The following is a 13343-nucleotide window of genomic DNA, read 5'->3' as shown; positions in this document are numbered from 1 at the left end:
TACTACTCAAATTACCAAACTGCTGCAACATAAATGCCCGATACAAATTATGATGTTGCAGTTTTGTTTCCATGCAAGGAAATGCTGATGAACCTTTTTCAAAACGCCAAATTTTTTACTACGGTCAACCATCTGAAAGACCTGCCCAACACGCCGGCCGAGATTGCCTTTGTCGGCCGAAGCAATGCCGGCAAATCCAGCGCCATCAATACTTTAACCAATCATGTGCGTCTTGCCTACGTTTCCAAAACACCGGGCCGCACCCAACACATCAATTTCTTTGAGCTGGAAAACGGCAATTTCATGGTCGACTTGCCCGGCTACGGCTACGCGCAAGTACCGGAGGCCATTCGTGCGCACTGGGTCAAACTCTTGGGCGACTACCTGCAACAACGCCGCCAACTGATCGGCCTGATTTTGATTATGGACTCGCGCCATCCGCTCAAAGCTTTAGACATTCAAATGCTGGACTTCTTCCACATCACCGGCCGTCCTGTGCATATCCTGCTGTCAAAAGCAGACAAGCTGTCTAAAAACGACCAGATTAAAACTTTGGCGGCGGTTAAAAAATCACTCAAACCCTACACCGAGCGCCAAAAAATCAGCGTTCAACTGTTCTCCAGCCTGAAAAAGCAAGGCATGGACGAAGTCAATCAAGTGGTCGGCTCATGGTTTGACGCGCATCGCGAAGAAATCGAAAATCTTGCGGGCGAAACATCGCCTGAGTGATTGTAAAACAAGGCGGAATGAGATGAGTTGACCAACCGCAAATCTTATTCCGTCATTTGTTTTCCATAATGCCGTTTTCTATCTAACTTTCAAAGGGTATGTATACGCATACCCTTTTTTATTGCGTTTTTTTTTATTTTCTTATCGCAAACTAAAAACAACGACGTATCAGTGAAAATTCTTAAAAAGCATGGTGTTATTCAACTAAACCTTTTTCAGACGGCCTTTGCACCATCTTCGCCATCAGTCCAACCTGCTTCTTTCAATTTCCGCTGTTGCGCGTCATATTGGGCTTTTTCCACCCAATACATTGTCTGAATACAGGCATCACCACATTCGCTGCCGCAACATTCCCACGACTCGGGGCGGACAGGTTCGTCTAAAAGCGGTTCGCCCAAGATGGCTTCGGCTTTATTCTTCAGGGTCGTATCCATCGGCAATTTCCAAGCGTGCGCCGTCAAACTCAATCACTTCGCCGCCGCGTATTTTGGCGGTCTTACGGGTTTCGGTTTCGCCGTTGCGCAACACCAGCCCTTCGGCGATAAATGCTTTTGCCTGTCCGCCGCTTTCGGCAAGGCCGGCCAATTTCAATAAGTCGCACAACGCGATGTATTCGTTGTCTTCAAGATAGACAGTTGCTTCCATCATTTAATCCTTTTCAATAATGGCGATATTTTAACATGGCCGTCTGAAAGAAAGCCCCCTTCTGTTTTATTTGCTTTATCCAACCCCATTACATTTGGTTTTCAGACGGCCTTTAACTGCCAACCCTGCTACAATACGCCTTTTATTGTTCACGCCGATTTTGCCATGACCGAGCCGACCTACATCCCCCTGCGCCTGCATACCGAATTCTCGATTACCGACGGTATGGTGCGGATTAAAAAACTGATTGCCAAAGCGCAGGAATACGGTTTGCCTGCTTTGGGCATCAGCGATTTGATGAACGAATTCGGCTTGGTGAAATTCTATAAAGCCTGCCGCGGTGCAGGGATTAAGCCCATCGGCGCGGCGGACGTGTGGATAGGCAATCCGAATGCGCCCGACAAGCCGTTTCGCGCCATGCTGATTATCCGCAACGATGCGGGCTATCTGCGCTTGAGCGAGCTTTTGACGGAGGCCTATGTCGGCAAAGACCGCAATATCCATCATGCGGAACTCAACCCCGAATGGCTGGCAAACGGCGACAACAGCGGCTTGATTTGTTTGAGCGGCGCGCATTACGGCGAAGTGGGCGTGAATCTATTGAACGGCAATGAAGAAGCGGCGCGGGCGGCAGCGTTGAAGTATGCGGCGTGGTTTCCCGATGCGTTTTATTTAGAGTTGCAACGCCTGCCCGAACGCCCCGAATGGGAGGCTTGCGTTTCCGGCAGCGTGAAGCTGGCGGAGGAACTGGGTTTGCCGGTAGTGGCGACGCATCCGACCCAGTTTATGAGCAGCGACGATTTCAACGCGCACGAGGCGCGGGTGTGCATCGCGGGCGGTTGGGTGCTGACGGACAAGAAACGTCCGCGCGATTTCACGCCGAGCCAGTTTTTCATTCCGCCGGAAACGATGCTGGAGCGTTTCTCCGATTTGCCTGAAGCCCTCGAAAACACAGTAGAAATTGCCAAACGCTGCAATCTGCACATCACATTGGGCAAAAACTTCCTGCCGCTCTTCCCTACTCCAGACGGCCTGTCGCTGGATGATTATTTGATCAAGCTCTCCAACGAAGGCTTGCAAGAACGCATGGTTCAGCTTTATCCCGACGAGGCGGAGCGTGCGGCAAAAATGCCGGAATATCAGGAACGTTTGGATTTTGAGTTGAACATCATCATCCAGATGAAATTCCCCGGCTATTTCCTTATCGTACAAGACTTTATCAACTGGGCGAAAACACACGGCTGTCCGGTAGGACCGGGTCGTGGTTCGGGCGCAGGCTCGCTGGTGGCGTATTCGCTGAAGATTACCGACCTCGACCCGTTGAAATACGCGCTGCTGTTCGAACGTTTCTTAAACCCTGAACGCGTTTCCATGCCTGACTTCGACGTGGACTTCTGTCAGGCAAACCGCGGCCGCGTGATTGAATATGTGCGCGAGAAATACGGTGCGGAAGCGGTCAGCCAGATTGTCACCTTCGGCACGATGTCGTCCAAAGCGGTGATCCGCGACGTGGGGCGCGTGCTGGAGCTGCCGTTTATGCTGTGCGACAAACTGTCCAAGCTGATTCCGTTGGAGGCCAATAAACCCCTGAGTTTGGAAAAAGCCATGGAGGCCGAGCCGCAGATTCAGGAATTAATCGAAGCTGAAGAAGCGGACGAACTGATTACGCTGGCGAAAAAGCTGGAAGATTTGACGCGCGGTCTGGGTATGCACGCGGGCGGCGTGTTGATTGCGCCGGGCAAGATTTCCGATTACAGCCCCGTGTATCAAGCAGACGAATCCGCCTCGCCCGTATCCATGTACGACAAGGGCGACGTGGAAGACGTGGGTTTGGTGAAATTCGACTTTTTGGGTCTGCGCAACTTGACCATTATCGAAATGGCGCAGAACAACATCAAAAACACCACCGGCGATATCGTCGATGTCGGCAAGATTCCGCTTGACGACCAGGCCGCCTACCAAATCTTCCGCGATGCGAACACCACCGCCGTCTTCCAGTTCGAGTCAACCGGCATGAAAAAAATGCTGAAAACGGCGCACACCACCAAGTTTGAAGAACTCATCGCCTTCGTATCGCTCTACCGCCCCGGCCCGATGGACAACATCCCCGACTTCGTCGCGCGTATGAAGGGTCAGGAATTCCAATACATCCACCCGCTGCTCGAAGGCATCCTCGCGCCGACCTACGGCATTATGGTGTATCAGGAACAAGTGATGCAGGCGGCGCAGATTATCGGCGGCTACTCGCTCGGCGGCGCGGACTTGCTGCGCCGCGCCATGGGTAAGAAAAAGCCCGAAGAAATGGTGAAACACCGCGAAATCTTCGCCGAAGGCGCGGCGAAACAAGGCATTTCGCGCGAAAAATCCGACGAAATCTTCAACTACATGGAAAAATTCGCCGGCTACGGTTTCAACAAATCCCACGCTGCCGCCTACGCCCTGATTTCCTACCAGACCGCATGGCTCAAAGCCCATTACCCCGCCGAATTTATGGCAGCAACCATGTCGTCTGAATTGGACAACACCGACCAGCTCAAGCATTTCTACGACGACTGCCGCGCCAACGGCATCGAGTTCCTGCCGCCCGACATCAACGAATCCGACTACCGCTTCACGCCGTATCCGAACATGAAAATCCGCTACGCACTCGGCGCGATTAAAGGCACTGGCGAAGCCGCCGTCGAATCCATCATCGCCGCGCGGCAAAGCGGCGGCAAATTTACCGGCCTCTTGGACTTCTGCGAGCGCGTCGGCAAAGAGCACATGAACCGCCGCACCCTCGAAGCCCTGATACGTGGCGGCGCGTTCGACAGCATCGAACCCAACCGCGCCATGCTCTTGGCAAACATCGACCTCGCCATGAACAACGCCGACCAAAAAGCCGCCAACGCCAATCAGGGCGGGCTTTTCGACATGATGGAAGACGCCATCGAACCGGTGCAGCTTGTCGACGCGCCCATGTGGAGCGAATCGGAAAAACTCGCCGAAGAAAAAACCGTCATCGGCTTTTATCTGTCCGGTCACCCGTTCGGCCCGTATGCCCAAGAAGTCCGTCAAATCGCCCCGACCAAATTAGGCCGTCTGAAACCGCAAGACAGCGTGCGCCTTGCCGGATTCGTTACCGCCGTGCGCACCATGATGGGCAAACGCGGCAAAATCGCCTTCGTCAGCCTCGAAGATTTGAGCGGACTGGTGGAAATCATGGTCAGCGGCCACACGCTGGAAAACTGCGCCGATTACCTCAAGTCCGACCAAGTGCTGATTATCGAATCCAAAGTCAGCCGCGACGACTACGGCGGCGGCGACGGGTTGCGCATCATGGCAAATCAAGTCATGACCCTGCAAATGGCGCGCGAACGCTACGCCCGCAGCCTCAGCCTCGCCCTCGCACCCGGCCACGACATCACGCGCCTCGCCGCCATCCTCACCGCACACCGCATGCCCGACACGTCGCACATTCCGCTGCAACTGTCGTACAGCAACGGCAAAGCATCGGGCAAATTGAAAATTGCGCCAAAATGGATGGTAACGCCAAGCACCGCCTTGTTTGACGAACTGGAAACATTGCTCGGCAGTAGGGCTGTTCGTGTAAATTGGTAAAATTAAAGGCCGTCTGAAACCACACGTTCAGACGGCCTTTAATTTAAAAAACGCTTTAAAAACATAAATCAAATAAAGATCCAGGCTTTCAGACGACCTTATTATATAGAGAGATTATCTGAAAAGTTTATTGCACAAAGCCTTTGACCAATAAGGAAAGATAGGCCACAACAAAGGGGAGCGACAATGCCGAAACAATGCCGAGCACCCAGTAAATACATTGGTTCAGTACAGTTTTTGAGGCGGTAAGCCGCAGCAGTTTGAAATACAAGGAGAACCAGGCGGATGACAAGACAGTAGTCAGCAAAAAGCTGACGAGGGAGAAGGAACCGTAGAAAACGTATCCCAGCATTGTCCCTATCACGGCATAAAACATCCCTGCGCCTACCGCCCATTTCCAGATGGGATAAAGCCTATCGGGGAAATTCAGCGTTCCGGAGGCTTGGAGCCTGCCGAATACCAATACAAATATGATGTCAAACATAATAATGGTTGTTTTAGTGTACGGTACGACAATATATATGAAAAGGGGGTGAAAATACACCCCCTTTTTCTATAGAAGCCCCATATTAAAGGCTGTCTGAAAAACAGTTTTATTTAACGATTTCAACCGGGCCGTGGTCGTCGCAGTGATCGCCGTGTTGGTGATGCAGACGGCCGTTGACGATGTAGTCAACGTGATCACCGTGCGGTACGGCTTCGTGGCCGCAACCTTCGCCGTGAACGTGGCCGTGGCAGGTGTCAACCGGATGGCAGCCGTCAGGATTGGTTTCATTGACACTCAGGGCGTGTTCGTCGTAGTGACCGTTGTGCTCATGGTGCAGGTGGCCGTCGTGCAGATAATCGACGTGACCTTCGTGTTTGATGGCAGTGTGGCCGCAGTTTGCGCCGTGAACGTGGTCATGATGTTCGTGGGTTTTACAGGTCATTTTTTCTCTCCTAATGTTCAGTGAATAGCAATCTTTCGCGATTGATTTTTTTATCTTATCTTTTTTTGATGCAAACGTAAAAAATTTTACAGTTATTAATATATTGTTACGATATATCATCTGTTGATATATCAGACTATTTTATTTTTCAGACGGCCTTTTATTTATAATTCATTTATTTTCAGCGAAAACTTCAAACCCTTCCGATAATTCAAAATATCGAATTTTTCAGCCGTAACGGGTAATATTGAAACCAAGGGATGAATCCTTCAAACAAACAGGTACTGCAATGGGAAAACAAGCCAGACTTTATATGGTTCGCAGCACGCAAGGTGCGCTTTATGATGTATTTTTTGAACGCAGTGTGGCGGCGTTGGCCTGGCCTATGCTGGCCGAAGCGGCGACCAAGGGTTTTGGCCGTGAGGAACTGACGGATATTTACCGTTCGGCTGTGCCGGATGTGAAATTGAGAACGGCGCAATCGGGTGCGGCTCAGATGTGGCGGTTTGTCAACGAATTGGCTGATGGAGATGCCGTACTGACCTACTCGCCTGCTTTGCGCCGTTATCGGGTCGGCAGGATTACGGGCGGCGCGGTACATTGTCCGCAATGGGACGATGAAAAAATGTCGCTGGTGCGGCCGGTTGAGTGGCTGGGCGAAGTGTGCCGTGATGATTTGAGTGCGGCTACGCAACGGGCTTTGGGCAGCGTGGCAACTTTGTTTGCGGTATCGGAAGCGTGTGCGGCAGAAATTTTTGAACGCGTGGGTTTTCAGACGACCTAAGAAGGGAAAGGAAACAGGATTATGTGGAACACCATGCATGAATGGCTGAACGCTTTGCCTGTCAGTGAAGAAATCATTAAATCGGCATTGATGTCGGTATTGATGATTGTGGCCGTCATTGCCGGGCGCAGCATTTTGCTCTCGGCGCATTTTCGCAGCCATCCGGATTTGAGCATTGAAAACAAACGCCGCTCGCTGGTGTTCAGCCGCAACGTGACCATGTTGCTGATCCTGCTCGGGCTGGCGATGATTTGGGCGGCGCAGATTCAAACTTTGGCCTTGTCGATGTTTGCAGTGGCCGCGGCGATTGTGGTGGCAACCAAAGAGCTGATTATGTGTTTGTCCGGCAGCATCCTGCGCTCGGTAACCAAACAATATTCCATCGGCGACTATATCGAAATCAACGGCCTGCGCGGACGGGTGGTCGATATCAATATGCTGAACACACTGATGATGCAAATAGGCCCCAATCCGTTGATTGGCCAGCTTTCCGGCAAAACGCTCTCGTTTCCCAACAGCCTGCTTCTGAGCCACCCCGTGCGTCGCGACAATATTTTGGGCGATTATGTGATTCATACGATGGAAATTCCCGTACCGATTCATTTGGATTCGGACGAAATCATCGGCCGTCTGAAAGATGTTCTTGAGCCATTGTGCGAGCCTTATGTCCCTGCCATCAAGCAGCATTTGGAAAACGTGCAAACCCAAAAATTGTTTATCACACCCGCCGCCCAGCCGCGTGTATCCCGCGTGCCACATGATGACAAGGTGTACAACATCATTGTGCGCTTTGCCTCGCCCGTGGCCAAACGTTTGGAAATCCAACAGGCGGTTTTGGACGAATTCTTGCGCACGCAATGCCGATTAATCAATAAATTAAAATAGCCCAGTTTATATATACTATCAAATCCCTTACAATACCCAAATTCACAATCAACAATAAGGAAAACTCATGTTGCCCGAATCAGCCCTTGCCGAAATGTACCCTGTAATCATGACCCCCAGCCATGACGGCAAATATTTCCACAACTATACCCTCTCACTTCTAAACATCGTCCACACCAACGCCTCCCTCGGCCTGCCGCTTCAAGTGATGATGCAGCGCGGAGAAAGCCTGATTACGCGCGCACGCAACAACTGCGTGGCCAGATTTTTGGAAAACAAAGAATGGACGCATTTATTTTGGATTGACTCCGACATCGGCTTCTCTCCCGATTCATTCTACCGCCTGCTTTTGGCAGACAAAGACGTTGTAGCCGGCGTTTATCCGCTCAAACGCGAGAATTGGCCTGAAGCAGGCCTTCCGGCCGGCATGACCCAAGCCGATTTTGAGCGCATGTACACTTCTTACACCGTCAACACCAACGACAAAAACGAAAACGGTGAAATCGTCCTGAAAGTGGATGAAGAAGGCTTCATGAAAGTTCATGACGCGCCAACCGGCTTCATGGTTATCAAACGTAGCGTATTTGAAAAAATGATAGAGGCCTACCCCGAGTTGAACTACGTCTCCGACAGCGACTACAGCCCGGAAAACAAAGGCCTGCACTACCGCTTCTTCGACTGCATGGTCGATCCTGAAAGCAAACGCTACCTGTCCGAAGACTACACCTTCTGCTACCTCTGGCGTCAAATCGGCGGCGAAGTGTACGTCGACGTACAATCCAACCTGACCCACCAAGGCGCAAAAGTGTATCGCGGCTCGTTTGCCGAATCCCTGCAAACCAATGTTGCCAATGCGGTTTATGCCCCAGAAGGCACCACCATGCGCCTCGAGCTGGCTGCGCCATTGCACGCCAATCCGCGCGGCGCAGAATAAGATTGGCCGACAGGCAGGCGGAATACTTTAATTCTGCCTGTCTGCCACCATATAACGCCTATCGTTTTCTTTTCAGACGGCCACAAGGCCGTCTGAATCCATCTTATTCAGGAGAAACCATATGAACGACAACGTCCTGCTCCACTTGGGCGAAGAACCCCGTTTCGACCAAATCAAAACCGAAGACATCAAACCCGCCCTGCAAACCGCCATCGCCGAAGCGCGCGAGCAAATCGCCGCCATCAAAGCGCAAACGCACACCGACTGGGCCAACACCGTCGAAAAACTGACCGACATTACCGAACGCGTCGGCCGCATTTGGAGCGTGGTTTCCCATCTCAACTCCGTGGTCGATACGCCCGAGCTGCGTGCCGTATACAACGAATTGATGCCTGAAATCACCATTTTCTTTACCGAAATCGGTCAAGACATCGAGTTGTACAACCGCTTCAAAATCATCAAAAATTCTGCCGAATTCAACACCCTCTCCCCTGCGCAGCAAACCAAGCTCAACCACGATTTGCGCGACTTCGTCCTCAGCGGTGCCGAATTACCGCCCGAACAGCAGGCAGAACTGGCGCAACTGCAAACCGAAGGTGCGCAACTGGGTGCCAAATTCGCACAAAACATCCAAGACGCGACCGACGCTTTCGGCATTTACTTTGACGATGCCGCGCCGCTTGCCGGCATCCCCGAAGACTCCATCGCCATGTTTGCCGCCGCCGCGCAAAGTGAAGGCAAAACAGGCTACAAAATCGGCCTGCAGATTCCGCACTACCTCGCCGTTATCCAATACGCCGACAACCGCGAACTGCGCGAACAAATCTACCGCGCCTACGTTACCCGTGCCAGTGAATTGTCTGACGAAGGCAAATTCGACAACACGGCCAATGTCGAACAAACGCTTGCAAACGCACTGAAAACCGCCAAACTGCTCGGTTTCAAAAACTACGCCGAGCTGTCGCTGGCAACCAAAATGGCGGACACGCCCGAACAGGTCCTCAACTTCCTGCACGACCTTGCCCGCCGCGCCAAACCGTTTGCCGAAAAAGACTTTGCCGAAATTAAAGCCTTTGCACGCGAGAGCCTGAATATCGAAGATCCGCAATCTTGGGATTTGAGCTATGCCGCCGAAAAACTGCGCCAAGCCAAATACGCCTTCAGCGAAACCGAAGTGAAAAAATACTTCCCTATCAGCAAAGTATTGGCAGGCCTGTTTGCCCAAATCAAAAAACTCTACGGCATCGAGCTGGCTGAAAAAACCGTCCCCGTTTGGCACAAAGACGTGCGCTATTTCGAGCTGAAACAAGACGGCCAAACCATCGGCGGCGTTTACATGGACTTATACGCACGCGAAGGCAAACGCGGCGGCGCATGGATGGACGGCTACAAAAGCCGCCGCCGTTTTGCCGACGGTACGCTGCAACTGCCGACTGCTTACCTCGTCTGCAACTTCACCCCGCCGGTTGGCGACAAAGAAGCGCGTTTGAGCCACGACGAAATCATTACCCTCTTCCATGAAACCGGCCACGGTCTGCACCACTTGTTGACCCAAGTTGACGAAGTGGGCGTATCAGGCATCAACGGCGTCGAATGGGACGCGGTCGAGCTGCCTAGCCAATTCATGGAAAACTTCGTTTGGGAATATGACGTATTGGCGCAAATGTCCTCGCACGAAGAAACCGGCGCGGTATTACCGAAAGAGCTGTTCGACAAAATGCACGCAGCCAAAAACTTCCAACGCGGTATGTTCCTCGTCCGTCAAATGGAATTTGCCCTCTTCGACATGGAAATTTACCATCAGGAAGATGAAGGCCGTCTGAAAGAATGGCCGCAAATCTTGGACAAAGTGCGTCAAGAAGTCGCCGTGACCCAGCCGCCGGCATACAACCGCTTCGCCTTGAGCTTCAGCCATATCTTCGCCGGCGGCTACGCCGCAGGCTATTACAGCTACGCATGGGCGGAAGTTTTGAGTGCAGACGCTTACGCCGCTTTTGAAGAAAGCGACGACGTTGCCGAAACCGGCCGCCGCTTCTGGAAAGAAATACTGGCCGTAGGCGGTTCGCGCAGCGCAGCCGAATCCTTCAAAGCCTTCCGCGGCCGCGAACCAAGCCTGGATGCCCTGCTCCGCCACAGCGGTTTTGACAACGCTGCTTGATTTGAAAATCCGCCGTTTTAATTGCTGATTCAAAGCTAAAGGCCGTCTGAAATGTTTCAGACGGCCTTTTTATAATCCATTCAATATGTTTAGCAAAAAAAATATAAAAATATTCAGCCGATAAAACCACCCAACGCGGAACGCCGCAACGATTGCTAAGCTCAATATTTCTCCAATGCAAACAAGCCGCCCATAAAAACAGGGCATGTTCCCATGCCCTATCATTTGAATTTCAGACGGCCTTTCGGTTGTCAAAACTGATTAGGAACAATAAGTAAGCCCTATCCCTAACAAGACTTCGAGAAAAATAGAAGTCCGCATTTCAAACTCCTATCTCCCCCTGCCCAACGCTAAAATGAGTTTTTGCTCTTTTTATCGCCGGCAGCCAAGCGCATATTGATAAATTCCATCATCAAATCTTTTTTCGTCCAGAAAAAGGTTTTCATTTTTTCCAAAGAATAGATTTTCCGAATCATCGCCGGCAATCCTGCGTGAACGATGGCCGCAACTTCGCCATTGGTTGTTTCGTTGTCCATGGCGGTTTTGAGGTTTAGATTGCGCGTATTCAGGTAGTTGCTAAGCTCTTTCCTGACGCTGTTGCTGATTTCAAATTGTTTCATGTTTTCCGTCCATAATGTTTTTATAATTAAATAGCATAGAATTTTAGCAAGTTTTTTGCATTGTGCATATCTTAATTTGCATATTATTGCGGAATTTACAATTTGGTTTTTGGGTAAATTTGTGCCTGCAACACATTGTTGCAGCGCACTAAATCGGATTGTTTTGACTATTTTGTTTTAGCTTAAGCAGTATTGCGGATAAAATAATGGCTTTAGGTTTTGAGGCCGTCTGAAATGTATTTGTGGTTTAAGCTGCTGCATGTATTTTTTGTAATTTCTTGGTTTGCCGGACTGTTTTATCTGCCGCGGATTTATGTGAATCTGGCGCAATTAGAGCCCGGCAGCGTGGAATATGTACGGCTGACGGATATGTCGCGGCGGCTGTACCGCTTTATGTCGCCTTTGGGCTGGGGAACGCTGATATTCGGCGCGGCCATCGGGTTTGTAAACAATTGGTGGGGCAACGGCTGGCTGGCGGTTAAATTATTGTGCGGTCTGCTGCTCTTGGCTTACCAGCTTTATTGCGGTCTGCTGCTGCGCCGTTTTCAAAACGGCAGCAATGTGTATTCGCACCGCTGGTATCGGGTATTCAACGAACTCCCCGTATTGATGATGGTGGCCGCGCTTTATATGGTGGTTTTCAAGCCGTTTTAATCTTCAGACGGCCTGTTTGGTAAATAAGGAAAGAATTCATGACGGTCGAAATCGAACGCCGCTTTTTGCTAGCGGATGACAGTTGGCGCGAAGCGGCAAGCGAGCCGCTGGTGTTGCAACAGGGCTATTTGAGCGTGGAAAAAGAGCGCACCATCCGTGTGCGGATTATCGGTTCGCAAGCATGGCTGACCCTGAAAGGCTATATTTCCGACATGACGCGCAGCGAGTTTGAATACGAAATCCCACTGGCTCACGCGCAAGCAATGATGGCGGATATGTGCCCATTTAAAATGGAAAAATACCGCTATCGGGTCGAATTTGAAGGCTTTGTGTATGAAATCGACGAATATTTCGGCGACAATGCGCCATTGATTGTGGTGGAAATCGAATTGCCGTCTGAAGATACCGAGTTTCCCAAACCGTCTTGGCTGGGCAAGGAAATCACGGCAGACGGTAAATTCACCAATGCGTATCTGAGCAAACATCCGTATTCGTCTTGGACGGAATAAGGGCGACAACTTCTCTGCACGTACAAAAAAGGCATGTATCGCACATGCCTTTTTTCTTTTCAGACGGCCTGATTTGCCTTACCGATATTTGAATTAAGTTGCTTTCGATATACCGTTTCAAATATCGGGCAAGCCCGTGTGTTTTTTTTATCTGTGGAACCTTACGCCGGACGGCAGGCCACCATATAGTTGACCTCGGTCGAGTCGCACAGGGAATAACGGCCGCTCAACAAATTATAGGTCATGCCCTTACTGCCGACGGTATCCAATCCGGCTTGGCGGCACATGCGCGCAAGTTCTGCCGGTGTGATGAATTTTTTCCAGTCGTGCGTGCCTTTGGGGACGAATTTCAACAGATATTCCGCACCAACAATCAGATGCAGATAAGATTTGGGATTGCGGTTGATGGTGGAGAAAAACACCATGCCGTCGGGTTTGACCAGTTTCGCGCAGGCTTGAACGATGGCGGACGGATCGGGAACGTGTTCCATCATTTCCATACACGTTACCACGTCGAAGCTGTGCGGCTCTTCGGCGGCGAGGTCTTCGACGCGGATGCAGCGGTAATCGACATTGGCAACATGTTGAGCGGCCGCATGGGCAGCGGCGGTTTGCAGGGATTTTTCCGCCATATCGATGCCGGTCACGTGTTCTGCGCCGCGTTTGGCCATGCTTTCCGACAAAATACCGCCGCCGCAGCCTACATCTAACACACGTTTGCCTGCCAATCCGGCATAGCCGTCGATATAGTCGAGGCGCAAGGGGTTGATGTCATGCAGGGGCTTGAATTCGCCGTTTTTATCCCACCATTTGTCGGCGATTTGGCTGAACTTGGCGATTTCGCCGGCATCTACGTTGTCGTGTGGATTGATCATGGTTTGCTCCTGCATAAAATA

At 51.1% G+C, this 13343-nt stretch carries 14 protein-coding genes; 8 read left to right on the top strand and 6 right to left on the bottom strand.

What is annotated here, in order from left to right:
- The first annotated feature begins 87 nt into the window (after positions 1-87).
- Complete coding sequence (gene yihA, locus ACTHSX_RS08045; protein WP_070713733.1) at positions 88-729, top strand: ribosome biogenesis GTP-binding protein YihA/YsxC; 642 nt, start codon at positions 88-90, stop codon at positions 727-729.
- A gap of 215 nt (positions 730-944) precedes the next feature.
- Here yihA and ACTHSX_RS08040 read toward each other — a convergent pair whose 3' ends face one another.
- Together ACTHSX_RS08040 and ACTHSX_RS08035 are read right to left on the bottom strand one after the other, a co-directional pair.
- Positions 945-1163 (bottom strand): hypothetical protein, encoded by a 219-nt coding sequence (locus ACTHSX_RS08040; RefSeq protein WP_070713735.1) that lies wholly within the window; start codon positions 1161-1163, stop codon positions 945-947.
- The gene (locus tag ACTHSX_RS08035) at positions 1141-1374 is read right to left on the bottom strand and encodes an RNA-binding S4 domain-containing protein (protein ID WP_002221492.1); all 234 of its coding nucleotides are present in this window, start codon (positions 1372-1374) and stop codon (positions 1141-1143) included. The genes ACTHSX_RS08040 and ACTHSX_RS08035 overlap by 23 nt, the downstream gene beginning before the upstream one ends.
- A gap of 165 nt (positions 1375-1539) precedes the next feature.
- Here ACTHSX_RS08035 and dnaE point away from each other — a divergent pair, with 165 nt between their 5' ends.
- Positions 1540-4974: a DNA polymerase III subunit alpha gene (gene dnaE, locus ACTHSX_RS08030; protein WP_440377331.1), complete on the top strand. Its 3435-nt coding sequence runs from the start codon at positions 1540-1542 to the stop codon at positions 4972-4974.
- Positions 4975-5101: 127 nt separating this feature from the next.
- Here dnaE and ACTHSX_RS08025 read toward each other — a convergent pair whose 3' ends face one another.
- Positions 5102-5458 (bottom strand): hypothetical protein, encoded by a 357-nt coding sequence (locus ACTHSX_RS08025; protein WP_440377330.1) that lies wholly within the window; start codon positions 5456-5458, stop codon positions 5102-5104.
- A 109-nt stretch (positions 5459-5567) separates the two neighbouring features.
- The gene (locus ACTHSX_RS08020; protein ID WP_003684489.1) at positions 5568-5903 is read right to left on the bottom strand and encodes a hypothetical protein; all 336 of its coding nucleotides are present in this window, start codon (positions 5901-5903) and stop codon (positions 5568-5570) included.
- 289 nt (positions 5904-6192) lie between these two features.
- Between ACTHSX_RS08020 and ACTHSX_RS08015 the strand changes: the two genes are divergently transcribed.
- The 4 genes from ACTHSX_RS08015 to ACTHSX_RS08000 all read left to right on the top strand — a co-directional run bounded on the left by ACTHSX_RS08015 (position 6193) and on the right by ACTHSX_RS08000 (position 10664).
- Complete coding sequence (locus ACTHSX_RS08015) at positions 6193-6687, top strand: restriction endonuclease (protein ID WP_440377329.1); 495 nt, start codon at positions 6193-6195, stop codon at positions 6685-6687.
- Positions 6688-6708: 21 nt separating this feature from the next.
- Entirely contained in the window at positions 6709-7572 is an 864-nt protein-coding gene (locus ACTHSX_RS08010) for a mechanosensitive ion channel domain-containing protein (RefSeq protein ID WP_440379660.1), read from the top strand.
- Positions 7573-7639: 67 nt separating this feature from the next.
- Positions 7640-8506: a hypothetical protein gene (locus ACTHSX_RS08005; protein WP_254342531.1), complete on the top strand. Its 867-nt coding sequence runs from the start codon at positions 7640-7642 to the stop codon at positions 8504-8506.
- A 121-nt stretch (positions 8507-8627) separates the two neighbouring features.
- A complete protein-coding gene (locus ACTHSX_RS08000) occupies positions 8628-10664 on the top strand; it encodes a M3 family metallopeptidase (protein WP_295847727.1) in 2037 nt (678 codons plus the stop codon).
- Positions 10665-11014: 350 nt separating this feature from the next.
- Here the strand turns inward: ACTHSX_RS08000 and ACTHSX_RS07995 are convergent, their stop codons facing one another.
- The gene (locus ACTHSX_RS07995) at positions 11015-11284 is read right to left on the bottom strand and encodes a hypothetical protein (protein WP_440377327.1); all 270 of its coding nucleotides are present in this window, start codon (positions 11282-11284) and stop codon (positions 11015-11017) included.
- A gap of 234 nt (positions 11285-11518) precedes the next feature.
- On the opposite strand from ACTHSX_RS07995, the gene ACTHSX_RS07990 reads away from it, so the two are divergent.
- Positions 11519-11938 (top strand): CopD family protein, encoded by a 420-nt coding sequence (locus ACTHSX_RS07990; protein ID WP_003681587.1) that lies wholly within the window; start codon positions 11519-11521, stop codon positions 11936-11938.
- Positions 11939-11976: 38 nt separating this feature from the next.
- Positions 11977-12447, top strand: a complete 471-nt coding sequence (locus tag ACTHSX_RS07985; protein WP_440377326.1) for a CYTH domain-containing protein — start codon at positions 11977-11979, stop codon at positions 12445-12447.
- A 161-nt stretch (positions 12448-12608) separates the two neighbouring features.
- Here the strand turns inward: ACTHSX_RS07985 and ubiG are convergent, their stop codons facing one another.
- Positions 12609-13337 (bottom strand): bifunctional 2-polyprenyl-6-hydroxyphenol methylase/3-demethylubiquinol 3-O-methyltransferase UbiG, encoded by a 729-nt coding sequence (gene ubiG / locus ACTHSX_RS07980; protein WP_440377325.1) that lies wholly within the window; start codon positions 13335-13337, stop codon positions 12609-12611.
- Positions 13338-13343: the final 6 nt, after the last annotated feature.

The organism is Neisseria sp. P0014.S002 (genome assembly GCF_051958295.1).
GTDB classification, from domain to species: domain Bacteria; phylum Pseudomonadota; class Gammaproteobacteria; order Burkholderiales; family Neisseriaceae; genus Neisseria; species Neisseria flavescens_B.
Note: the sequence above shows the minus strand (reverse complement) of the source record. Positions and strands in the feature narration are given on the sequence as shown.

Coding starts and splice junctions, on each gene's coding strand:
- yihA (WP_070713733.1), top strand. CDS start 88: ATGAACCTTTTTCAAAACGCCAAATTTTTTACTACGGTCAACCATCTG.
- ACTHSX_RS08040 (WP_070713735.1), bottom strand. CDS start 1,163: ATGGATACGACCCTGAAGAATAAAGCCGAAGCCATCTTGGGCGAACCG.
- ACTHSX_RS08035 (WP_002221492.1), bottom strand. CDS start 1,374: ATGGAAGCAACTGTCTATCTTGAAGACAACGAATACATCGCGTTGTGC.
- dnaE (WP_440377331.1), top strand. CDS start 1,540: ATGACCGAGCCGACCTACATCCCCCTGCGCCTGCATACCGAATTCTCG.
- ACTHSX_RS08025 (WP_440377330.1), bottom strand. CDS start 5,458: ATGTTTGACATCATATTTGTATTGGTATTCGGCAGGCTCCAAGCCTCC.
- ACTHSX_RS08020 (WP_003684489.1), bottom strand. CDS start 5,903: ATGACCTGTAAAACCCACGAACATCATGACCACGTTCACGGCGCAAAC.
- ACTHSX_RS08015 (WP_440377329.1), top strand. CDS start 6,193: ATGGGAAAACAAGCCAGACTTTATATGGTTCGCAGCACGCAAGGTGCG.
- ACTHSX_RS08010 (WP_440379660.1), top strand. CDS start 6,709: ATGTGGAACACCATGCATGAATGGCTGAACGCTTTGCCTGTCAGTGAA.
- ACTHSX_RS08005 (WP_254342531.1), top strand. CDS start 7,640: ATGTTGCCCGAATCAGCCCTTGCCGAAATGTACCCTGTAATCATGACC.
- ACTHSX_RS08000 (WP_295847727.1), top strand. CDS start 8,628: ATGAACGACAACGTCCTGCTCCACTTGGGCGAAGAACCCCGTTTCGAC.
- ACTHSX_RS07995 (WP_440377327.1), bottom strand. CDS start 11,284: ATGAAACAATTTGAAATCAGCAACAGCGTCAGGAAAGAGCTTAGCAAC.
- ACTHSX_RS07990 (WP_003681587.1), top strand. CDS start 11,519: ATGTATTTGTGGTTTAAGCTGCTGCATGTATTTTTTGTAATTTCTTGG.
- ACTHSX_RS07985 (WP_440377326.1), top strand. CDS start 11,977: ATGACGGTCGAAATCGAACGCCGCTTTTTGCTAGCGGATGACAGTTGG.
- ubiG (WP_440377325.1), bottom strand. CDS start 13,337: ATGCAGGAGCAAACCATGATCAATCCACACGACAACGTAGATGCCGGC.